This is a genomic window from Streptomyces sp. Root1310, assembly GCF_001426425.1.
In the GTDB taxonomy this organism is placed as follows: Bacteria; Actinomycetota; Actinomycetes; order Streptomycetales; family Streptomycetaceae; genus Streptomyces.
Genome location: NZ_LMEQ01000034.1, coordinates 29,727 through 51,518 on the forward strand (window position 1 = coordinate 29,727; position 21,792 = coordinate 51,518).

11 protein-coding genes are annotated in these 21,792 nt (G+C 72.3%); 2 read left to right on the top strand and 9 right to left on the bottom strand.

Translation table 11 applies throughout. The features are described from left to right. Positions 1-6: 6 nt before the first annotated feature. The 4 genes from ASD48_RS38490 to ASD48_RS38505 all read right to left on the bottom strand — a co-directional run bounded on the left by ASD48_RS38490 (position 7) and on the right by ASD48_RS38505 (position 8,390). Positions 7-969, bottom strand: a complete 963-nt coding sequence (locus ASD48_RS38490; protein ID WP_057606557.1) for a sugar ABC transporter permease — start codon at positions 967-969, stop codon at positions 7-9. Positions 970-1,222: 253 nt separating this feature from the next. Beyond that, positions 1,223-2,638, bottom strand: coding sequence for an extracellular solute-binding protein (locus ASD48_RS38495; RefSeq protein ID WP_057606558.1), 1,416 nt, complete (start codon positions 2,636-2,638; stop codon positions 1,223-1,225). A gap of 358 nt (positions 2,639-2,996) precedes the next feature. Continuing rightward, the gene (locus ASD48_RS38500) at positions 2,997-4,007 is read right to left on the bottom strand and encodes a LacI family DNA-binding transcriptional regulator (protein WP_057606559.1); all 1,011 of its coding nucleotides are present in this window, start codon (positions 4,005-4,007) and stop codon (positions 2,997-2,999) included. A 99-nt stretch (positions 4,008-4,106) separates the two neighbouring features. Further along, positions 4,107-8,390 carry a discoidin domain-containing protein gene (locus tag ASD48_RS38505; protein WP_057606560.1) on the bottom strand — a complete coding sequence of 1,428 codons (4,284 nt, stop codon included), beginning with the start codon at positions 8,388-8,390 and terminating at the stop codon, positions 4,107-4,109. 560 nt (positions 8,391-8,950) lie between these two features. Between ASD48_RS38505 and ASD48_RS38510 the strand changes: the two genes are divergently transcribed. Further along, complete coding sequence (locus ASD48_RS38510; RefSeq protein WP_057606561.1) at positions 8,951-12,379, top strand: CARDB domain-containing protein; 3,429 nt, start codon at positions 8,951-8,953, stop codon at positions 12,377-12,379. 42 nt (positions 12,380-12,421) lie between these two features. Here ASD48_RS38510 and ASD48_RS38515 read toward each other — a convergent pair whose 3' ends face one another. The 5 genes from ASD48_RS38515 to ASD48_RS38535 form a co-directional block, all read right to left on the bottom strand. Then, on the bottom strand, positions 12,422-13,222 hold the full coding sequence (locus ASD48_RS38515; RefSeq protein WP_057606562.1) for a thioesterase family protein: 801 nt from the start codon (positions 13,220-13,222) through the stop codon (positions 12,422-12,424). 118 nt (positions 13,223-13,340) lie between these two features. Further along, entirely contained in the window at positions 13,341-13,931 is a 591-nt protein-coding gene (locus ASD48_RS38520; protein WP_079074240.1) for an RICIN domain-containing protein, read from the bottom strand. Positions 13,932-14,013: 82 nt separating this feature from the next. Beyond that, positions 14,014-16,686 (bottom strand): LuxR family transcriptional regulator, encoded by a 2,673-nt coding sequence (locus tag ASD48_RS38525; protein ID WP_242432858.1) that lies wholly within the window; start codon positions 16,684-16,686, stop codon positions 14,014-14,016. A 192-nt stretch (positions 16,687-16,878) separates the two neighbouring features. Then, positions 16,879-17,712 carry a class I SAM-dependent methyltransferase gene (locus ASD48_RS38530; RefSeq protein WP_057606776.1) on the bottom strand — a complete coding sequence of 278 codons (834 nt, stop codon included), beginning with the start codon at positions 17,710-17,712 and terminating at the stop codon, positions 16,879-16,881. 221 nt (positions 17,713-17,933) lie between these two features. Continuing rightward, complete coding sequence (locus tag ASD48_RS38535) at positions 17,934-21,062, bottom strand: tetratricopeptide repeat protein (protein WP_242432859.1); 3,129 nt, start codon at positions 21,060-21,062, stop codon at positions 17,934-17,936. A gap of 589 nt (positions 21,063-21,651) precedes the next feature. Here ASD48_RS38535 and ASD48_RS46100 point away from each other — a divergent pair. Beyond that, a complete protein-coding gene (locus ASD48_RS46100; protein WP_282438427.1) occupies positions 21,652-21,786 on the top strand; it encodes a hypothetical protein in 135 nt (44 codons plus the stop codon). Positions 21,787-21,792 lie beyond the last annotated feature (6 nt).

The window sequence follows — 21,792 nt, forward strand, 5'->3', positions numbered from 1 at the left end:
CCGGTCCTACTCTTCCGTGGCGCGGTTGAGCCTGGCGTACCCGGCCGAGAAGACGGCCAGCGTGACGAGCAGGATCAGGCCCAGCGCCGCCGCGGCACCGTAGTTGTTGAAGTTGAAGGCGTACTGGTAGATCAGGTAGACGACGGTCGTGGTGGACCCCTCGGGTCCGGCGCCGCCGGTCAGCAGGAAGGGCTCGATGAAGACCTGCATCGTGGCGATGATCTGCATGAGCAGCATCAGCGCCAGGATCAGCCGGGTCTGCGGGATCGTCACGTGCCACACCTTGCGCAGCAGGCCGGCCCCGTCGAGTTCGGCGGCCTCGTACAGTTCGCCGGGGACGCTCTGGAGCGCGGCCAGGTAGATGAGCGTCGCGCCGCCCATGTTCATCCAGGTGGAGGCGACGACGACGGAGAGCATCGCGGTGTCGGGATCCTGGAGCCACTGCTGGGCGGGCACGCCGAAGACGTCCAGCACCTCGTTGAACATGCCGTACCCGGGGTCGTACAGGTACTTGAAGAGCAGTACCGAGGCAGTGGGCGGCAGCATGACGGGCAGGTAGACCAGAAGCCGCAGATAGCCCTGGCCGTGCCGGAACTCGTTGATGACGAGGGCGGTGACGAAGGGGACGGCGAAGCCCAGGACGAGTGCCAGGACCGTGAACCAGAGGGTGTTGCGCCAGGCCTGGCCGAAGGCGGGGTCGTTCCAGATGGTGACGAAGTTGTCCCAGCCGGTCCAGCTGACCCGGCCGTCCTCGGTCTTCTGGAAGGCCAGCAGGAACTCGCGGACGATCGGGTACCAGGAGAAGAAGGCGAAGCAGAGCACCGCGCCGATGAGGAATCCATGGGCGGTGACATTGCGGCGCAGGGCCTTGCCGAGGCCTCCGGCCGGGGGCCGGACGGTGCCGCCACGCGGGCGGCGGGGACGGCGTTCCTTGGCCGCCGGGTCCTGGGTGAGGGTGGGGGCCGACATGGGTGCTCCTAGGTCGGACTGCGGTGTCGCCGGACGGGGAGGTCCGGATGCGTGACGTGGGCGGACGGGCGGCGGGACGACCGCGGTGACCGCCCCCGCCGGGCCCGCCGGATGGGAGCGGGCCGGGGTCCTTCTTCCGGCCGGGGCCGGCTCGATCGACGGCCCGGACCGGCGGACCCGGCCGGGTCCGCAGGAGAGGCACGCGGGCGCGCTCGCGAGCCGGGCGGTGGGTGACCGCCCGGCCCCGCGGGGGTCACCGGTTGGCGAGGACCTGGTTCACCTGGGTCTCCGCGGTCGACAGGAGCTTGTCGATGTCGGCGTCCTTGTTGGTGAGGATGCCGGACATGACGTTGTCGAGGACCTTGTAGATCTCCTGCGCCTTCGGCGGCTCGGCCTTGCCCGGGACCGGGTTGTCCATGAAGGCCTTGAAGTTCTGCACCGGCATGGTGGCGAACTGCTGACGGGCGGCGTCGTCCTTGGCCTTGCTGTCGTTCAGCCACAGGTTGGGCTGCGGGAGTCCGACGGGGAGGCTGTCGGCCTTGGTGCGCTCCCAGTCGTACTGTCCCTTGCCGACGGTGGTGAACTTGAAGTTGAGCCAGGCGATCGCGGCCTTGACCTTGTCGGGCGAAATGCCCTTCTTGATCATGTAGTTGTTGCCGCCGGCGAGGGTGTTCCTGCCGCCGGGGATCGGGCCCATGCCGAAGTTCTCGTACTTGGCCCCGAGTTGCTGGACCATGTAGGTCACGTCGTCGGGCGCGGCGAGGAACATGCCGAGCTTGTCGGTGGCGATCTGCTTCTGCAGGTCGCCCCACTTCAGCAGCTGGGTCTTGCCCATGGCGTCGTCGTCCCAGCGCATCGCGTGGAGGTTCCGGGCGACCTGCTTGCCGGTCGCGTCGTTGAACGCGGCCTTCGTGCCGGAGGCGTCGACGACCTCACCGCCGAGGCTGTACATCTGCGCGGTGAAGTGCCAGCCGCCGGTGTTGCCGGCGCTGTACTCGCCGAAGCCGGCCACGCCGCCGCCGAGTCCGGCGATCTTCTTGGCCGCCGCCCGGACGTCCTCCCAGGTGGCGGGCGGGGTGTCGGGGTCGAGGCCGGCCTGCTCGAAGAGTGAGCGGTTGATGAGCAGGCCCATCCGGTAGTTGCTGGTGGGCAGGCCGTAGAGCTTGCCGTCCTTCTTGAGCGAGCCGAGGACGTCCGGGTCGATGTCCTTCAGCAGCGGCACGGTCCTGTCGTTGACGTAGGCGCTGATGTCCTGGGCGCCGTCGTTGTCGAGGACCTGGTCGAGGTCGGTGAAGTAGGTGTAGAAGACGTCGGGTTGGGACTTCGCCTTGAGCATCGCGGTGAAGCGCGGCGGCTCCAGGCACTGGCCCGGGGTGGAGCGGCCCTGCACGGTGACGTTGGGGTACGTCTTGTTGAACTCCTTGACGTCCTCGTTCCACTCCTTGAGCTCGGCCTTCTTGGCCGCCGGCGGCATGCAGTCGATGGTGATGGTCACCTTGGTCTTGGGGTCCAGCGGCGCGGCGGGGTTGGCGTTCGCGCTGTTCCCGTCGCCGCTGTCGCCGTCGTCGCTGCTGCTCGTGCCGCAGGCGGCGAGCGCGGTCAGGGTGAGAGCGGAGACGAGGGTGACCGCGCCGGCGCGGCGGGTGCGGCGGAACCGAGCTCTTCTCATGGGTGGTCCCCTTCGGGCATGAACGTGGAAGGCGCCCCCTCATCAGTACGAGGTGGGGCGCCGCACACTCAATCACCGCCAACAAGACTGCGCAATATCCCGCGCTGATTTCGTAATTGCTTGACAGAGCAACGCACTTGGAACGGCCGGCGCCCGGTGATTCCCTGCAAGTCGGTGTCGAGTACGGAACATTGCGTACCGCTTCCCCGACGGGCGCCGCCGGATCGGCGATGACACGACACGGCCGGCCCACGAGGATCCGTGGGCCGGCCGATGACGCGAGGGGCGGTGTACGCGAGGGCGCGGTGTACGCGAGGGCGCGGTGTACGCGAGGGGCGCGCCGAACGGGGCGGAGCCGTCAGTCGCGCGGCGCCTGGGCCGTGGAGCCGCGCACGACCAGCTCGGGCTCGAACAGCAGCTCACCGGGCGGCACTTCGCCGCCCTGGATCTGGGTGCACAGCAGGTCCACGGCGGCGCGCCCCATGGCCTCGATGGGCTGGCGCACGGTGGACAGCGGGGGCTCCGTGCAGTTCATGAAGGCGGAGTCGTCGAAGCCGACGACGGAGACCTGCTCGGGGACGGCGAGGCCGCGCCGCCGGGCGGCCCTGATGGCGCCTAGGGCCAGCGGGTCGCTGGCGCAGATGATGCCGGTGACCCCGCGATCCAGCAGGCGTGAGGTGGCCGCCTGACCGCCCTCCAGGGAGAACATCGAGCGCTCCACCCGGTCTTCGGGGAGCGGGGAGCCGGACGCCTCGGCCGCGGCCTGGGCGGCGGCGAGCTTGCGGCGGGAGGGGATGTGGTCGCGGGGCCCGAGGACGACCCCGATGCGCTCGTGGCCCAGCAGGGAGAGGTGACGCCAGGCCTGTTCCACAGCGACGGCGTCGTCGCAGGAGACGCAGGGGAAGTCCAGCTCCTCTATGGGCGCGTTGATCAGGACCACCGGGATGCGCCGTTCGGCGAGCTGCCGGTAGTGCTCGTGCGGGGCGTCGGCCTGCGCGAACAGCCCTCCGGCGAAGACCACGCCGGAGACGTGCTGCTGAAGGAGGAGATCGACGTAGTCCGCCTCGGAGACGCCGCCCTTGGTCTGGGTGCACAGCACGGGCGTCAGTCCCTGCTGGGCCAGCGCGCCGCCGATGACCTCGGCGAACAGCGGGAAGATCGGGTTCTGCAGCTCCGGGAGGACGAGCCCCACCAGGCGGGCGCGTTCGCCGCGCAGCTGGGTGGGGCGCTCGTAGCCGAGCACGTCCAGGGCCGTCAGCACCGACTGACGGGTGGTCTCGGAGACCCCCGGCTTGCCGTTGAGCACCCGGCTGACCGTGGCTTCGCTGACCCCTACCTTCTTGGCAACCTGAGCAAGTCGTCGCGTCATGGGCGCAAGGCTAGCGCAAGCCGCGCAAGCGGCTTGCGCCAACCGAGGCCGCACTGTTCAGTTTCCGTCAGGATCCACGACTCTCTTGCGGACCAGCGGTCAGGGATTGATGTTGATCTTGAAGGTGGAGGTGGTGTTCCGGATGTCCACGGCGTTGCCGTTCAGCCGCAGCCCGTTGAAGGTGACCTCGCCGACCGCCGGACCCTGGTCGGCCTCGGGCAGCTCGTTCGCCCACAGTCCGAAGCCGGACTTGGCGTCGAAGGCGTCACCGCTCTTGCGGGCGCCGGTGACCGAGATGTCGGTGAGGACGGTGTCCTTGATCGGGTTCACCGGCCGACCGCCGATGTACTGGGTCTGGAACATGATGCCGGAGTAGGTCGGGTCGACGATGTCGACGTCGTTGACGCGGATCCCCTGGAACACCTTGGACGCGGAGAACAGCCAGATGCAGGGGAAGGTCTGAGCACCCCAGAAATGCCCGCCGGAGCGGACCACGGAGACGTTCTCCACCGTCGTCGGGTCGGTGCCGAACCCGTTCATCGGATAGCCGAAGTCGAGCGAGCTGATGGTGATGCCGGAGTAGACCAGGGTGTCGGCGATGTGGATGTTGCGGAAGGTGTTGTTGTAGCCGCCGTACACGGCGATGCCCGCGGCCCGCCAGGTCAGCAGCGAGGTCAGGTTCTCGTAGAGGTTGTCCTTCATGTCGGCGCCGCCCGCGTCGATCGCCGAGAACAGCGCGAAGCTGTCGTCGCCGGAGGAGCGGGACTCGTTGTTGACGACGTGGTTGTCCGTCGAGCCGTTGGTCATGTTGACGCCGTCGGCGAAGGTGTCGCGGATGCGCGCGTTGCTGACCGTCATCCGGTCGGTGTTGGCGCCCCAGTACAGGCACACCATGTGCTCGGTCCAGGTGTTGTCGATGACGATGTCCGACACGTTGGCGAAGTCGAACACCTTGCCCGGCCCGTCGATGCGCGAGGTGTAGTTGCCGAAGTAGGCGAAGCCGCGGAAGGCGGAGCCCTTGGCGCTCGCCTCGGCCCGGAAGCCGACGTCGGTGTTCTCCTGGCCGGCCGGCGCGTGGAACTGGGTGTACCAGGGCCCGGCGCCGACCACCTGCACGGCCTTGCCGTACACCTGGAACTTGGACGAGGTCTGGTACTCGCCCGGCGGCAGATAGACGCCGGTGAGCCTGCCGGTGGTGTCCATACGGACCCGGTCGAGGGCGTTCTGCACGTCCTGGTGGGTGAAGCCGGCCGGGACGGCGTAGGCCGCCGGGTCGGGGTTCGCGACGGGCGCGACCTGCTCCAGGCTGACGAAGTCGATCGCGTAGCGCGAGGTGTTGGCGACGTCCTTCTGGAGCCGGATCTTCGCACCCGCGGGGACGGTCTCGCCCAGCATCAGGTGCGCCTCGTCGTAGATGTGGCGCGGGGCTCCCGCGGACGGCGCGTTGCCGGGCGAGGCCTCGGCGCCGTACAGCCAGGCGTATCGCGAGGTGAGCGGCAGGGCCTTGCGGAGGGTGCCGTCGACGTAGACGTTCAAGGTGGCGTCGGTGCCGCCACCGCCCGCGGCGTCGGGGATGGAGAAGCGGGTCACCAGGGTGTTGGTGGCCGCCCGGGTCGTGAACTCCACGTACTGGCCGGTGCCGTCGAGGGTGACGGCCTTGCGTCCCGACGCCTCGCCCGCGAGGTCGCCGACGGTCCGGTTGGGTCCGACGGTGGTGGCGCCGCCGCCCGTGGCGCCGTCCTCGGCCTCGTACATGTCGTACGGCATGTTGGCGCCGCGTCCGACGAACAGGGACTGCTCGACGGTGTTGTTCTCCCGCTTCACGGGGAGTTCGTTCCCGTCGGCCGCGACCGTGGCGCGCACGGTGTAGGTGCCGTTGGCGGCGGGCCAGGTGCCGAGGGTGACCGGTGCGGTGGTGGCGCCGACGGCGATCGCCCCGTCGTGGGAGCCGGTCAGGGTGCGGACGGTCGCGCCCTTGGAGTCGACCAGGGCGAGGGTGAGGGCGTGCGCGCCGCCCGCCGAGGCGACGGTGCCCTGGTTGCGCACGGCGGCCCGGAAGGTGACCGTGTCGCCCGCGGCCGGGCCGGACGGGGACGTGGTGACCACCGGGATCAGGTCGGAGCTGCTGACCGGGCGCACGGTGAGCGCGGTGGGCGCCGTGTAGGTGTTGTTGGTCTCGTTCTGTTCGATCACGGTGCCGCCGTCGTCCGCGACGGCGCTGAGCTGGTAGGTCCCCGTGTCGCGGGCGCCGATCGGGGCGCTGACGGTGGTCTGCGCCCCGGCGGCCAGGGTGCCCACGGAGGCGCCGGCGACCTTGGTGCCGTTCAGCCGCAGGGCGAGGGTGCTGGCCGGCGCGGCGGTCTCGCCGCTGTTGCGGACGGTGGCGGACAGGGTGATGGTGTCCGACTCGACGGGCGAGACCGGCGAGGCGGTCAGCGAGGTGACCTCCAGATCGGGGTTGGGCGCGGCGGTGCCGATCACCTGGAACTCGGCGACCTGCCCGGCCGGGGCGCCGGAGTTGGCGGTGAACCGCAGCTGGACGTCGGCGACGCGCGCGGTGACCGGGATGGTCACCGTGTTGCCGCTCGCCGGGCCGAAGGCGTACTCCTTGGCGGCGACCAGCGAGGTGTAGCCGCTCGCGGACTGCTCACGCCCGAGCACCTGGACGGTCTGGGTTCGCGGGCCCCAGGAGCTGTCCGGGTCGAGGCGCAGGACGAGCGAGGTGACGTCGGCGTTGGCGCCGAGCTTCACGGTCAGCGTGGCCGGGTGGCCGGAGCCCTCCCAGTAGGTGCTGGTGGAGTTGTCGTTGGCGTTCTCGGCCACGAAGGTGTGCACGGTCGAGGAGGCCGTGATGGGCTTGCCGACCGCGAGGTTGGACCCGGGGCCGGAAGTGCCGTTGCGGGTCACGGTGTTGCTGTCGCCGGAGATGTTCCCGGCGGCGTCCTTCGCCCGCACGACGTAGGACACCGTCGCCGTGGCGGGCCGGTTGTCGGTGTACGTGGTGACACTGCCCGCGACCGTGGTCAGCAGGGTGTTGTTGCCGTACACCTCGTAGCCGGTGACGGCGGTGTTGTCGGTGGAGGCGTTCCAGGTCAGCCGGATCTGCCCGGCGGCGGGCTCGGTGAACGCCAGGTTCGCAGGGGCGGTGGGCGCCTGGGTGTCGCCGGTAGCGCCGCGCCGGGTGACGGTGTTGCTGTTGCCGGAGACGTTCCCGGCGGCGTCCTTGGCGCGCACGAAGTAGGAGACCGTGGCGCTCGCTGGGCGGGTGTCGGTGTAGGTGGTGGCGGCGCCGGGCACCGAGGTCAGCAGCTCGTTGTCGGCGTAGACGTCGTAGCCGGTGACGGCGGTGTTGTCGGTGGAGGCGTTCCAGGTCAGCCGGATCTGCCCGGCGGCGGGCTCGGTGAAGGCCAGGTTCGCGGGAGCCGTGGGCGCCTGGGTGTCGCCGGTAGCCGGGCCGTAGACCTCCAGCTCGGACAACTGGGCAGCGGGCCGGCCCGTGTTGGCGGTGACGAGGACCTGGACGTAGCGGGTGGTGGCGGTGTCGAAGGTGATCGTCACCATGTTTCCCTCGGGCGGGGCGAACTGGTACGCCCTCGACGCCGTCAGGTCGGTGAAGTCGGTCCCGTTGGCGCTGCCCTGGATCTTCAGCGTCTGGGTGCGGGCGCCCCAGCCGTCGGGCAGTTTGAGCACCACCCGGTTGACGCCGAGGGAGGAGCCGAGGTCGGCCCGGATCCACTGCGGGAGTTCGTTGTTGCGGCTCTCCCAGTAGCTGGCCTTGTTGCCGTCCGCGGCGTTGGACGGCACGTACGTCTCGGTGTGACTGCTCGCGGTGAGGGTGCGGCCGCGGGCCAGGTTCGTGGAGGACTCGCCCGCCGCGTGGACCTCCAGCTCCGACAACTGGGCGGCCTGCCAGCCCGTGTTGGCGGTGATCTCGACGCGTACATAGCGGGCCTGCCCGGCCGGGAAGGCCACCGTGACGGTGTTGGCCGAGCCGGGGCTGAAGGTGTGGGCGGCGGACGCCTTGAGCGTGGTGAAGGCGGTGCCGTCGGCGCTGCCCTGCACGGACAGCGTCTGGCTGCGGCTCTCCCAGGACGCGGGCAGCCTCAGGACGACCTCGTCGACGCGGGCGGTGGAGCCGAGGTCGGCCTGCACCCATTGCGGCAGGTCGCCGCCCGCGCTCTGCCAGTAGGTGCCCTGGTCGCCGTCGGTGACGTTGCGGGCGGCGTACTCGGTGTGCGAGCTGCTGGCCGCGGTGGGCCGCCCGGCGGCGAGGTTGGGGCCGTCGGCCGCCGAGGCGGTGGTCAGTGACGACGCGCCCAGCATCAGCAGGCTGGTCGTGAGGAGGGCGGCCATGGCTCGCCATCCCCTGCGCTTCGGTCTCATCTCTCCCCGATCTCCGTCCCGGCCGCCGTGGCGCGGAGGGACGCGGTTGCTGGATGGATTGGCTCGACAGTGCGCCGGACACGCCTCAATGTGCGGGACAGGGCACCGCTTTTGCGTGAATCGCTCAGAGAGTTGCAGACCGCCAGGGGTTCGTCCACCGTCGGGACGGCGGCGGATCCGGCCCGCTCATCCCGCGGCCGACCTGCACAGGGGCCGGGATCAGCGACTTTCGTGCGGGCTTTCGCAATGACGCAAGCGGATCGCAAGCGACGCAAGCTGCTTGCGCAGTAACTCCCGCTCCTGCCGGGACCGTTGACAAAGCGGAGACGCGCTAGAAACCTGTGGGCGTACTTTCCGCAAAGAGTCGACTGTTCGACTCAATTTACGTGCACGGCCGGCGTCCCCACCTCGGATCGGCCCCTCCGGGTCGCTCCCGCGCTCCCTTCCCCGCACGTCCCGCACTTCCTGTACCTCCCCGCACCTCCCCGCACCTCCCCCCACCTCCGGGGCCCCGACCGGCCGTGCCCTCCCCCGTGTTCACCGATCGAACAGAGGACCACATGAGTTGGAGACCACCGGGCCGTCGGCCCGTGACCGGCGCGGTCGTCGCCGGGCTCCTGTCGACCGGCCTGCTGCCCCTCGCCTTCGCCTCCCCCGCCCAGGCGGCTCCCGCCGCGGCCGACGTCAACCTCGCCCTCGGCCGCCCCGCCACGGCGGGCGGCGCGCACGCCGAATACCCCGCCCGCAACCTCACCGACGGCGCCCAGGCCTCCTACTGGGAGGGCCCGGCGGGGTCCTTCCCCCAGTGGGCGCAGGTCGACCTCGGCGCGGCCCGGGAGGTGGACCGGGTGGTGCTCAAGCTCCCGACCGGGTGGGGCAGCCGTAACGAGACCCTGTCGTTGCAGGGCAGCGGCGACGGCTCCGGCTTCAGCACTCTCGCGGCCTCGGGGGTCCGGGTGTTCGACCCGGCCCAGGCCAACACGGTGTCCGTCACCCTCACCGACCCAGCGGACGTGCGGTACGTCCGCGTCAACGTCTCCGGCAACACCGGCTGGAACGCCGCACAGCTCTCCGAGCTGGAGGTGTACGGCGAGGAGGGCGGCACGGACCCGGGCGACCCGCCGCCGGCGGGCACCAACCTGGCCCGCAACAAGCCGGTCGAGGCCACCTCCACCGCACAGACCTACGTGGCCGCCAACGCCACCGACGACTCCGTCTCCACCTACTGGGAGGCGGCCGGCCACCCCTCGGACCTCACCGTGAAACTCGGCGCCGACGCCGACGTGACCGGCGTGGTGCTCAAGCTCAACCCGGAGCCGGTGTGGGCCGCCCGCACCCAGACCATCCAGGTCCTCGGGAGGCAGCAGTCCGCGAGCGGCTTCACCTCGCTGGCCCCCGCGAAGTCGTACTCCTTCAGCCCGGCGAGCGGCAACACGGTGACCGTGCCGGTCAGCGGCCGCTGGTCCGACGTACGGCTGCGCTTCACCGCCAACTCCGGTGCGCCCGGCGGGCAGGTCGCCGAGTTCCAGGTCGTGGGCACCGCCGCCCCCGCTCCCGACCTGACGGTCACCACGCTGGACTGGACGCCGGCCGCACCCGGCGAGCGGGACGCGGTCACCGTCAGGACCACCGTGCGCAACGCGGGCACCGCACGCTCCGCGGCCACCACCGCAGACGTCAGCGTGGAGGGCACGGTCGCGGGCAGCGCCGCCGTCCCGGCGCTGGACCCGGGCGCCTCGGCGACCGTGGACGTGGCCACCGGTACCCGAGCCGCGGGCAGTTACGGCGTGTCGGCCGTCGTCGACCCCCGCAACACCGTCCCGGAGCTGGACGACGGCAACAACAGCCGCACGGCGGCGAACAGACTGGTCGTCACCCGGGCGCCCGGCCCCGACCTGGAGGTTGCCTCGATCACCACCAGCCCGGCCAACCCGGCCGTCGGCCAGGCCGTCTCCTTCACCGTCGCCGTGCACAACCGCGGGATCAGCGCCGCTCCGGCCGGCTCGGTGACCCGGCTCCAGGCCGGCTCGACCACCCTCGACGGCACCACCGGCCAGGTGGCCCCCGACGCCACGGTGAACGTGGCGATCAGCGGGACCTGGACAGCCACCGCGGGCGGGGCGACCCTCACCGCGACCGCCGACGCCACCGGGGCCGTCGCCGAGACGAACGAGAACAACAACGTCCTCACCAAGTCCCTGGTGGTCGGCCGCGGTGCCGCCGTGCCCTACACCGAGTACGAGGCGGAGGACGGGCGGTACACCGGCACCCTCCTCACCGCCGACGCCCGACGCACCTTCGGGCACACCAATTTCGCCACCGAGTCCTCCGGCCGCAAGTCGGTCCGGCTCACCTCGACCGGCCAGTACGTGGAGTTCACCTCGACGAACGCGGCCAACTCCCTCGTGGTGCGCAACTCCGTCCCGGACTCCGCGTCCGGCGGCGGCGCGGACGCCACCGTCAGCCTGTACGCGGACGGCGTCTTCGTGCAGAAGCTGCCCCTGTCGTCGAAGCACAGCTGGCTGTACGGCACCACAGACGACCCCGAGGGACTCACCAACCGGCCCGGCGGGGACGCGCGGCGCCTGTTCGACGAGTCACACGCGCTGCTGTCGAAGAGCTACCCGGCGGGCACCGTGTTCCGCCTCCAGCGCGACGCGGGCGACTCGGCCGCCTTCCAGGTGATCGACCTGGTCGACCTGGAACAGGTGGCTCCCGCCGCGTCCAAGCCGGCCGCCTGCACCTCGATCACCGAGTACGGGGCCGTGCCGAACGACGGCCTCGACGACACCGACGCCCTCCAGCGGGCGGTCACCGCCGACCAGAACGGCCAGATCTCCTGTGTGTGGATACCGGCCGGGCAGTGGCGTCAGGAGCAGAAGATCCTCACCGACGACCCGCTGAACCGGGGGCAGTTCAACCAGGTGGGCATCCGCGACGTCACCATCCGCGGCGCGGGCATGTGGCACTCCCAGCTGTACACGCTGACCCCACCGCAGGACGCGGGCGGCATCAACCACCCGCACGAGGGCAACTTCGGCTTCGACATCGACTCCAACACCCAGATCTCCGACCTCGCCATCTTCGGCTCGGGCACCATCCGCGGCGGCGACGGCAACGCCGAGGGCGGTGTCGGTCTCAACGGCCGCTTCGGCAAGGGCACGAAGATCACCAACGTGTGGATCGAACACGCCAACGTCGGTGTCTGGGCAGGCCGCGACTACTCCAACATCCCCGAGCTGTGGGGCCCCGGCGACGGGCTGGAGTTCTCCGGGGTACGTATCCGCGACACCTACGCCGACGGCATCAACTTCGCCAACGGCACCCGCAACTCCACCGTCTACAACTCCTCCTTCCGCAACACCGGCGACGACGCGCTCGCCGTGTGGGCCAGCAAGTACGTGAAGGACACCTCGGTGGACGTCGGCCACGACAACCACTTCCGCAACAACACGATCCAGCTGCCCTGGCGGGCCAACGGCATCGCGGTGTACGGCGGTCACGGCAACACGATCGAGAACAACGTGGTCTCCGACACCATGAACTACCCGGGCATCATGCTGGCCACCGATCACGACCCGCTGCCCTTCACCGGTGAGACCCTGATCGCGGGCAACGCCCTGTACCGCACGGGCGGCGCGTTCTGGAACGAGGACCAGGAGTTCGGCGCGATCACCCTGTTCGCCCAGGGCCAGGACATCCCGGGCGTCACCGTCCGGGACACCGAGATCCACGACTCGACGTACGACGGCATCCAGTTCAAGACGGGTGGCGGCGCGATGCCGGGTGTGAAGATCACGAATGTGCGCATCGACGGATCCGACAACGGCTCCGGCATCCTCGCGATGAGCGGCGCCCGCGGCAGCGCCGTCCTGTCCGGCGTGACGATCACCGGCTCGGCGCAGGGTGACGTACTCATCGAACCGGGCTCGCAGTTCACGATCACCGGCACCCCGAACGGGGCGGTGGCGCGGCGCGACGTGCGCTGAGATCGGCGGTGGGTTTCCCCGGCTGCGGGGGAACCCACCGGCTCAGCCGCGCTCGGCCACGTACAGGCTCTGCGTGCTGCGCCCCAGCGGACCCTTCTCGTCGTGCAGGGCGGACTCGGCGAGGCCGATGCCGGACCCGTCCACCATCGTCCGCGCGTCCAGACACACCCACTCGCCCTCGGGATGACGATGCAGACAGACGGTCAGGTCGGCGTTGACGAAGAGGTACCGGTGGAAGTCCAGCTCGGCACTGACGCCGTTGCCCGAGTCGGCGGCTGTCAGCACCCTGCTGAGCGGCGTGATCCCCTCATCCGCCACCAGGGGGACCCGCATCCGCATCCACGCCGTCGCCGGGCCGGTTTCGAGGAAGGAGCCGGCCGCGAAGCGCACTTCCATGGCGGTGTGGTAGCCGCGGTCCCACGGGACCGGGAAGAACGCCTGGTGAGGTGCGGCCGCGGGCCCCGGAACCTGCGGGCCGGGCGACACCTCCGGAACCGAGTGCGGCGCCGCCTTCATCAGCAGCGCCGTCACCCGCATGACCTCCGCGCCGCCGTCCGGCGTCAGAGCCGCCTCCACGAGTTCCGTGCTGCGCCCGGCGCGCAGTACCCGCGTGGCGACGGTCAGGGGGGTCAGCGGAACCGGGCGCATGATCTCGTAGCTGAGCCGGGCGACCCTCATGTCCGGCCGTGCTCCCGGCCGCTGCTCGACGGCAAGGCCGAGCAGGGCGGCCGGCGGACCCGCGTGCTGGGAGCCGGCGTCCCACGGCCCCCGGGTGCACTCGGTGGGGAGGAACCGGTCCTGGGCCTCCCGTTCGTAGAACGCCTCGACGTCCGCTGCCGGCATGGCCTTCCCCCTCCGTCTGGCGGTCTGGTCGAGGCCATGTTACTAAGCGCTTGCTCAACGTGCAGGGTGGCCGCGATTCTCCGCGACCACCCCGCCGCCGGATCCTTCCGCCGATGTCTCAGACGTCGACGATCCGCCACCGCTCCTCGTCCGCGTTCTTCCACGGCCGGGTGACGACCTGGAAGTCCTGGGAGGTCAGCTCATAGGCATCGAGGTAGCGGCTGTTGCTGGCCTCCTGGATCGTGTACGTGCCGTTCGCGGACGGCAGGATGATCCACGCCTGGGTCGCGTCGTTCTCCGCGGTGCGGGTGACGACGCGGTAGTCGTCGCCGGAGCCCTGATAGGCGTCGAGATAGCGGCCGTTGCTCTCCTGCTGGATCGTCGAGAGACCGTTGCTCAGATCCGTGAGCACCCAGTGCTGGGTGCTGTTGTTCTGAAACGGCCGGGTCACCACCCGGTAGTCGAGGCTCTCGATCTCGTGGGCGTCCAGGAACCGGTTCGTGTCGGCCTGGGTGATGGTGACGACGCGCTGCGACACGATCGTCGGCGCGGCGGGCGCGGCCTGGGCGAGGCCGACCGGACCCAGCAGCGCGGTGACCGCGAGCGCGGACGTCAGGGCGACGCCCCTCAGACGTCTCCGTCCGCGACCGACTCGGTCCGTCCGTCCCGGCTCCCTCGTCGCCGTCTCTTCCATCCTTGTGTCTTCCATCCCCGTGTCTCCCGAAGTCGTTGCTTCTTGGTCACGGACGAGAGTGCCACCCGCGTCGGCACCCGGCTTGAGTAACCGTTACTCAGCCCTGCGGACGGGCGGAGAGCGGCGCCTCCCCCAGCGTCCGGGCCAGCTCGCGCCGGGTCGTGACGCCCAGCTTGGCGTAGGCGCGATGGAGGTGGTTGTCGACGGTGCGCACCGAGAGGTTGAGGGTGCGGGCGATGTCGACGCTCGCGTTGCCGACCGCCGCGAGCAGAGCGACCTCGCGTTCGCGGGCGGTCAGCGGCACGGCGGCCGACGCGGCGGTCAGCAGCGGGGTGCTCGCGCCCTCGCAGCGTGCTGCCGTCTCGGCCGCCCGTCGTGCGGCCGCCGCGGCCCGGCGGGGTTCGCGGGCCCGGCGCCAGGCGGCAGCGGCGGCAGCGGCCGCTTCGGCGGTGAGCAGGTCCGCGCCGACGGCCTCGCAGGCGTCCGCGGCCCGCAGCAGTCGTTCCGGATGATCCTCGGCGAGCGCCTGCGCCAGCCGGGCGCGGGCCGGGACGAGGGAACCGTCGCAGACGCGCGCGAGCTCGGTGAGCCGGTCCGCGACCTGCCGGGCTCCGCCGAGCCTGGCGACGTCGGTCAACAGGAGCGCCTCCCCGGTGGCGTGGCCGGTGGCGCGGGCCGTGCGGGCGGCGGCGACGAGCACCGAGCGGGCTTCTCCCAGCCGCCCCGTGGCGGCCAGCAGCCACGCCTCACCCAGGCGTTCCTCGCCGGCCGACAGCAGGCCCGGCTCGGGCGTCGGCAGCTCGCGGTGCTCCGCGAGCGCGGCCTCGGCCGCGGCGGGATCGCCCTGGACGGCGGCACAGGCCGCGAGACCGGCCAGGATCAGACGCAGTGCCATGGCATGGTCGAAGGTGCGGGCCAGCGCGGCGGCCTCCGCCCACCAGCGGCGCGCGGTCGCCGGCCGGCCCGCCAGCCATTCCGTGCGGCCGAGCAGGACGGCCACCCACACCCGCACCACCGAGTCGGCGGCGACGAGTTCGGCGTAGGCGGATTCGCCCACCCGGCGGGCCTCGGCCGGGCGTCCCGCCTCGGTGAGGGCGAGGACGAGGGGGATGCGCTGGAAGGCGGGATGGGAGGCCAAGGCGCGCTCGTCCACCCGCCGATGCCCGGCATGGGCCCGTTCCGCCCAGACCACGGCCTCGTGGGTCCGGCCCACCAGAGCCAGTCCGGCGGGTTTCATCCAGGCGCCGCGCAGCCAGGTGTCGACGTCGGAGGCGTCGCTCACGTCCGTCTCCAGGTCCTCCAGCAGGGGCAGCCCCTGCGCGGGCAGACCGGCGACGATCCGTATGAAACCCTCGTTGATCTTCAGTTTGCGCCGGTCCGCCGGACTCGTGATCCTCGCCAGGGCCGCGTCGTTGGCCGCGAGCGCCTCGGCGACGGGGGCGTTGCTCCACAGCAGGTTCGTCGTACGGACCAGGGCGACGGCCAGCGTCTCCTGCTCGCCGTCCGCGAGCCGGTCCGCGCGGGCGAGCACGGCTTCGGCCTCGTTCCAGCAGCCCATCTCGAAGAAGGCGTCGCCGAGCATCGAGCGGGTGGCGGTGGTGTGACGGTCCTCGGGCACGGCCTCGAGGAGTGCGACGGCCCGAGCGTAGTCGTGGGCGTGGCGGGCCAGTACCGCGGCCCGGGTGAGCAGGGCGGGGTCCGCGGTGCCGGTGGCGTCCAGCCGCCAGGTGGCGATCCACAGCGGGTCGCCGCGGCGGCGGGCGCCGCGGGCCTCGGTGCGGGCCGCCTGTTCCAGCAGCAGGGCCCGGCGGCGCAACACGGGCAGTCCCGCGCGCAGTACCTCGCCGTACAGGGGGTGGGCGAGAGACACGGAGGTGCGCCTGCGGTCCTGTGCGACACGAATCAGCCCGGCCTGCTCCAGGTCCGCCACTGTGTGCGGCGCGGCGACGGCCTCGGTGTCGGCGAGGGACAGCGGCTCGCACACCGCCAGCAGCTCCAGGACGGGGCGTCCGGCGGGGTCGGCGCCCGCCAGCCGGGCGCCGATCACCTCGGCCAGCCGCGCGGTGCCCGGCAGCCGGCCCTCACGCAGTTGCCAGATCTCGCCGTCCTCGGTGAGGTCCCCGGCGACCAGCGCGCCGAGGACCAGTTCGCGCAGGTACAGCACGTTGCCGCCACTCGCGGCCGACAGCTCGTGCACCGTGTGCCGGGCGACGGGTCTGCCGAGCGCGGCCGCCAGCAGCTCTCCGATCCGCTCGGGGTCCAGCACGCCCAGGTCGACCCGGCGTACCGAGTCCCCGCCCGTGAGCGCCGCGACGGCATCGCCGTAGGGTTCGCCCGTGCGGACCGTGCCGATCAACCGCACGGCGTCGGCGTCCATCAGCTGACGCAGCAGCACCGCGGAGGCCGGGTCCAGGAGCTGCACATCGTCGACGAGGAGCAACCGTTGCCCGCCTCCCCGGTCCGCGGCGAGCTGCGCGGCGACCTCGGCGAACCCCGCGACCGGATCGGAGAGGTCGACCCCGGCGGGCAGCAGGTGCGCGATCGCCCCGAGCGGGACGGCACCGGCCGCGGCGGTCGCGGTGGCCCGGCCGGCCCGGGACCCGGCGGCGACGGCCCGCTCCAGACACTCCTCCGCAAGCCGCGACTTGCCGACCCCCGCCGCCCCGCACACGAGGAAGCCGCGGCACTTGCGATCCCGCGAAGCGGCGGCGAACTCGTCCAGCTCCCGTTCGCGCCCCACCAACGGCCAGCGTCCCATCAGATTTCGCACCACGGCTCCCCCGGAACGACAAGACACGCGCTACACCCGCCGGGCCAGCGTAGGAAGCCTGTGGCCGCCGGACCACCCGGCGCTCCGGCGCTCCGATGACGCCCTCGCGGCCCCTCGGCAGAGGGTGCGTGTGGTCGTTTCTGTGATCGTCCGGCCGCGCCGCGTCCGCCGCGCGGCCGGACCAAAAGGTCCCTAGGCTGTGGCCTTGTCCGCCGTGACCAGCAGATACTCCCACTCCATGGCGCCGTCCGCGAGGTGCCGGGCGGCCAGGTCCGCGAGCGCGTCGTCGAGAGCGTCGACCCGATCGGGGTCGTCGGCGATGGCGGCGTAGACGGCGAGGGTCGGGCCGTAGCAGCGCTTGAAGAACTCCCGGAAGTCCTCCGGGCCGGAGAACGCGTCGATGCGCAGCATCCGACGACGGGCGTCGACGCCCGTCACCCGGTCGCCGAGCAGAGAACGCACGTGCCCCTCGTCGCCCCACAGCGGCGGCGGCTGCGCTCCGGGCGGCGGCGGGGGCGCGTACGGGCGCATGGCGGCGAACATCTGCCCGATGAAGCCTTCCGGAGTCCAGTTGGCGAGGCCGATCCTCCCGCCGGGCCGGCAGACGCGGACCAGTTCGTCGGCGGCCCGCTGGTGGTGCGGAGCGAACATCACGCCGACGCAGGACACCACGGTGTCGAAGTCCGCGTCCGCGAAAGGCAGTTCCTCGGCGTCGCCCTCGCGCCACTCCAGCTTCGCACCACGCTCCGCGGCGAGCCGGCGGCCGGCCTCCAGCAGTTCCGGGGTCAGGTCCACAGCCACCACCTCGGCCCCGGCGAGGGCGGCGGGGATGGCCGCGTTTCCCGAACCGGCCGCGACGTCGAGCACCCGGGCCCCCGGCTGGACACCGCTTTCGCGCACGAGCTCCGGCCCCAGGTCCGGGATGACGTCCGAGGCCACGAGGGGATAGTCACCCAGTGCCCACATGGCTCGGTGCTTCGCCTTCAAGGCCTGGTCGGCCCGGGTCGCCTCGTTCGCCTCGGACATGACGGATCCCTCCGCTGCGGCACCGCTCACCTTCGGTTCCCGGGCGGGGGCCACCGCCTCGGACCGCCGCGCCCGAGCCTCGCCGACTCCGGCGCCTCTCTCGACTGTCTCACGGTTCGACCCGCCCCGCCGTGCCCGCGGACGGGACCGCTTCACCGCGAATTCGCGGTGCCGCGGCCGCGCGGCCGTGCGGTGCGCGGGCCCGACCTGCTCGGCCGCGGCTACGGACGGGGCCCGGTCACCGTGGCCAGCCTGGTCCTGATGGCATCGGCCTCGGGCATGCCGAGTTCGGCGTAGAGGGTGAGCGCGCGCTCGTAGCGGCCGAGGGCGAGGGCGGTGTCGCCGAGCGCGTGATGGGCCGCTCCGAGTCCGCCGAGAGCGCGGGCCTGATGGCCCGGGCTGCCGATGTCCTCGGCGATGGCGAGGGCGTCGACGTGGTGGACGAGGGCCTCGGCGGGACGGCCGGCGGCGCAGACGGCCTCGCCGAGCCCGTTGAGCGCCCTGGCCTCGCCGTCCCGGTCGCCGTTCTGGCAGTAGAGGGTGAGCGCCTGCCGCTGGCATTCGGCTGCCTGCGCGTGCCGGCCCCGCCGCGAGTGGACGACGCCGAGGCTGTGCAGCGCCCCGGCCTCGCCGTACCGGTCGCCGACTTCGCGGAACAGGGCGAGGGCCTGCTCCTGGCGGCGCGCTGCCGACCCCAACCGGCCGAGTCGCGTCTCGACCGTGCCGAGGTCGTTGAGGGCATGGGCTTCCAGATAGGGGTTGCCGGCCAGCCGGAGCAGGGTCAGAGCCTGCTGGAGATGGTCGGCGGCCTGTCCGTAGCGGCCCAACTGCCCCTCGACCGAGGCCAGGTCCTTGAGGGCGATCGCTTCGCCCCACCGGTCGTCGACGCTCTGGTACAGCGACAGCGCCTGTTCCAGGTACGCGACGGCCGGCAGGAAGCGGCCCAGCCGTTCCTCGAGGAGGCCGAGGTTGACCAGGGCACGGGCCTGGCCGGTCGGGTCACCGGCCCGCCGGAACGACGCCAGTGCCTCCTGCAGGTGCTGACGTGCCGGTTCGTGTCGGGCCAGTTGCCAGTAGGCGGTGCCGAGGCCGAGCAGCGCCCGGGCCTCGCTCAGCGGGTCGGCGATCAGGCGGGCGGCGTCCCGGGCGTGGCCGTGCATCGTGAGACCGTCGGTGTGATGGCCGCTGATGAGGTAGCGGTACAGGGTCAGCGAGAGCCGGATGGCGTGGGTGGGCCGGCCGCGGGCGGCGCTGTGGGCGGACACCGCCGTCAGACACGTCCGCTCGGTGTTCAGCCAGGCGCGCGCGGCGTCGGGATCGGACAGGTCGGGCACGGGCGTGCCGGGTTCGGGGGCGGCGGGCCGTAAGTGGGCCTCGGCCGGGTGGAGGCAGTTCATGGCGGCGGCCGCGGTGGCGAGGTAGTGGTCGAAGAGCCGGTCGAGCGCCGCCTCGCGGACCTGCGGCGCGTCCTCGGCCGTGGCGAGGCGGACGGCGTAGGCGCGCAGCAGGTCGTGCATGCCGTACCGGGCGGCTTCCGTGGGCTGGACCAGATGGGCTCGGGCGAGGGCGTCGAGGGCGCGGCGGGCGTCCGCCAGGCCGCTGCCGGTCAGCGCGGCGGCGGCGTGGGCGTCGAGGTCGGGGCCGGGGTGCAGGCCGAGCAGCCGGAAGGTGCGCGCCACGTCCGCCGGGAGGTGCCGCAACGACCAGGAGAACACGACGGCGACGGCGGCGCGGGGGTCGCCGTCCGCGTCGAGCAGGTCCAGCCGCCGCTGCTGGTCGGCGAGTTCGGTGACGAGGTCGGCGAGCGGGGTGGCGGGGCGGGCGGCGGCGAGCTCCGCTGCGACCCGCAGTGCCAGGGGCAGTCGGGCGCACTGCGCGGCGAGGGCGTCGACGGCGGCGGGTTCGGCCTCGGCCCGGGGGCCGACGAGCCGCCGCAGCAGGCTGCGGGCGACGGCGGCGGGCAGCAGGTCGAGGTCGAGGCGGTGGGCGCCCTCGCGGGCGACCAGCCCGGCGAGGCTGTCGCGGCTGGTGACCAGGACCGCGCAGGAGCCGGTGCCGGGGAGCAGCGGGCGGACCTGCTCGACGGTGGCGGCGTTGTCGAGAACGATCAGCATGCGCCGGCCCGCGACCTCGGTGCGGTAGCGCGCCGCGCGGTCGTCCTCCTCCAGCGGGATGTCCTGTCCGGACACCCCGAGCGCGGTCAGGAAGCGGCCCAGCGCGTCGAGGGCTGTCATGGGCCGCTCGGGGTCGTAGCCGCGCAGGTTCACGTACAACTGGCCGTCCGGGAAACGGTCCCGGGCGCGGTGCGCCCAGTGGACCGCCAGGGCCGTCTTGCCCACGCCCGCCGTCCCGGACACCGCCGAGACCACCACCGCCGTCGGCCGCTCCGCTGCCGCGACCAGGACCTTCTCCAGCCGCGCCAGTTCCTCCTCGCGACCGGTGAACCCCGCTGCCTCCATGGGCAGTTGCGCGGGCACGGCTCCGACGGTCCCGATGCCGTTGCCCGTGACCGTGCCTGTAGCTGTGCCCGTACCCGTGCTGGTGCCCGTGCCGGGCGGTGTGCGACGGGCGGCCGGTGCGGCGGCCCGCCCGCTCAGGATCGCCGCGTGTTCCCGCCGCGCCTCGGCCCCCGGAGCGGTTCCCAGTTCGTCGGCCAGCCGCTTCTGGAGGGCGGCGTAGCAGCCGAGCGCCTCCGGGGCCCGCCCGGCGGCGTGCAGACCCCGCATCAACGCCACGGCGAGCGGCTCGGTCAGCGGGTGCTCGGCGACCAGGACCGACAGCGTGTCGACAACCACGACGTGCCCGCCGACGCGGAGTTCGGCGTCCGCCCAGGCCAGCACGGCGTCGATGCGCTGGTGCAGCCAGCTCTCCCGGGTGCGTGCCGCCCAGTCGCCGGGGAGTCCGGCCAGCGGCTCGCCCTGCCACAGGCCCATCGCCTCCCGCAGGGTCGCCACCCGTACCGCATCGGAGCGGTCGGTCCGCCGGGCCCGCTCGACCAGGCTCCGGAAACGGTGCACGTCGACCAGGTCCCTGGGCACGTCGAGCCGGTAGCCTCCCGAGCCGCGCAGCAACGACGGTGCGCTGGGCGGGCCTTCGGCGCCGCCGGTGAGGTGCGGGGCCGCGTCCAGAAGGACACGGCGGATCCGGGCGATGTGGGCGTAGAGCGTGGCGCGCACCTGTGCGGGCGGGTCCTCGCCCCATACGCGGTCGATCAGCGTCTCGGCCGCCACCCAGCGGCCCGCGTCGACCAGCAGCGCCGCCAGGACCGTACGCCGTTTGGCGGGGCCCAGATCCACAGGGCGGGCCGCCGCCCATAACTCCACAGGCCCCAGCAGCCGAAATCCCGTCACGCCGTCTCCCCCGCCCCACCCTGCGCGCATCGCCCGTGCCCACCAGGCGTCACCCAACCACCCGGCCACCTGCGAGGCAAGGTTTACGCAAGGTTGTCGACCACCTCCCCCGTGCACCGTGTTCCTGGCGATCAACCGCCTCGCCGCACACGGACTCGGGTCCCGCGGGCGGGCCACCCGCTGATGGAGGAACACTGAGAACGAAGCGGATCGCGGACTGTCCGTCCGGAGGACCGTGCGGCCGCCTAGGGGTCAACGGTCCGGGCGGCCCCCGCGTGGTCCACGGCGACGACACGAGTCTCCTCGTGGTCTCCCGGGGCCGGCACGACGGCTCCCCGGCGAACACCGTGTACGGGCACGACGCCTCGAACGACCGGCGCGTGTGAACCCCTCCACGGCGCCAAGGACACTCCTCACGGTGCTCCTTGCGCTGACCGCGGACGGGCTGCTCCCACGGGGGTGAGCAGCCCGTCCGCGGGCCTGTGCGGCACGGTGCCCGGCAGACCGGGGATCGACGCCCCTGTCGGGGCGGCGGCGCAGCCGGCGCCTCATCCGCATCGCCGTCCCGGCTGTCGACGGCGTGTACGCCGTGGTCATCGATCGCCGCACCGGACGCCGCGAGGTCGCCGAGGGGCAGACCACGCTGGTCCACGAGCACGTCCAGTCCCGCCGGGCCGAGCCGGTCGGCTCCGATCGGCCCCGCTCCGCGCGCAGAACCCGCTGACCCGCC

Coding starts and splice junctions, on each gene's coding strand:
- ASD48_RS38530 (WP_057606776.1), bottom strand. CDS start 17,712: ATGTCCGAGGCGAACGAGGCGACCCGGGCCGACCAGGCCTTGAAGGCG.
- ASD48_RS38510 (WP_057606561.1), top strand. CDS start 8,951: ATGAGTTGGAGACCACCGGGCCGTCGGCCCGTGACCGGCGCGGTCGTC.
- ASD48_RS38515 (WP_057606562.1), bottom strand. CDS start 13,222: ATGCCGGCAGCGGACGTCGAGGCGTTCTACGAACGGGAGGCCCAGGAC.
- ASD48_RS38520 (WP_079074240.1), bottom strand. CDS start 13,931: ATGGAAGACACAAGGATGGAAGAGACGGCGACGAGGGAGCCGGGACGG.
- ASD48_RS38495 (WP_057606558.1), bottom strand. CDS start 2,638: ATGAGAAGAGCTCGGTTCCGCCGCACCCGCCGCGCCGGCGCGGTCACC.
- ASD48_RS38490 (WP_057606557.1), bottom strand. CDS start 969: ATGTCGGCCCCCACCCTCACCCAGGACCCGGCGGCCAAGGAACGCCGT.
- ASD48_RS38500 (WP_057606559.1), bottom strand. CDS start 4,007: ATGACGCGACGACTTGCTCAGGTTGCCAAGAAGGTAGGGGTCAGCGAA.
- ASD48_RS38505 (WP_057606560.1), bottom strand. CDS start 8,390: ATGAGACCGAAGCGCAGGGGATGGCGAGCCATGGCCGCCCTCCTCACG.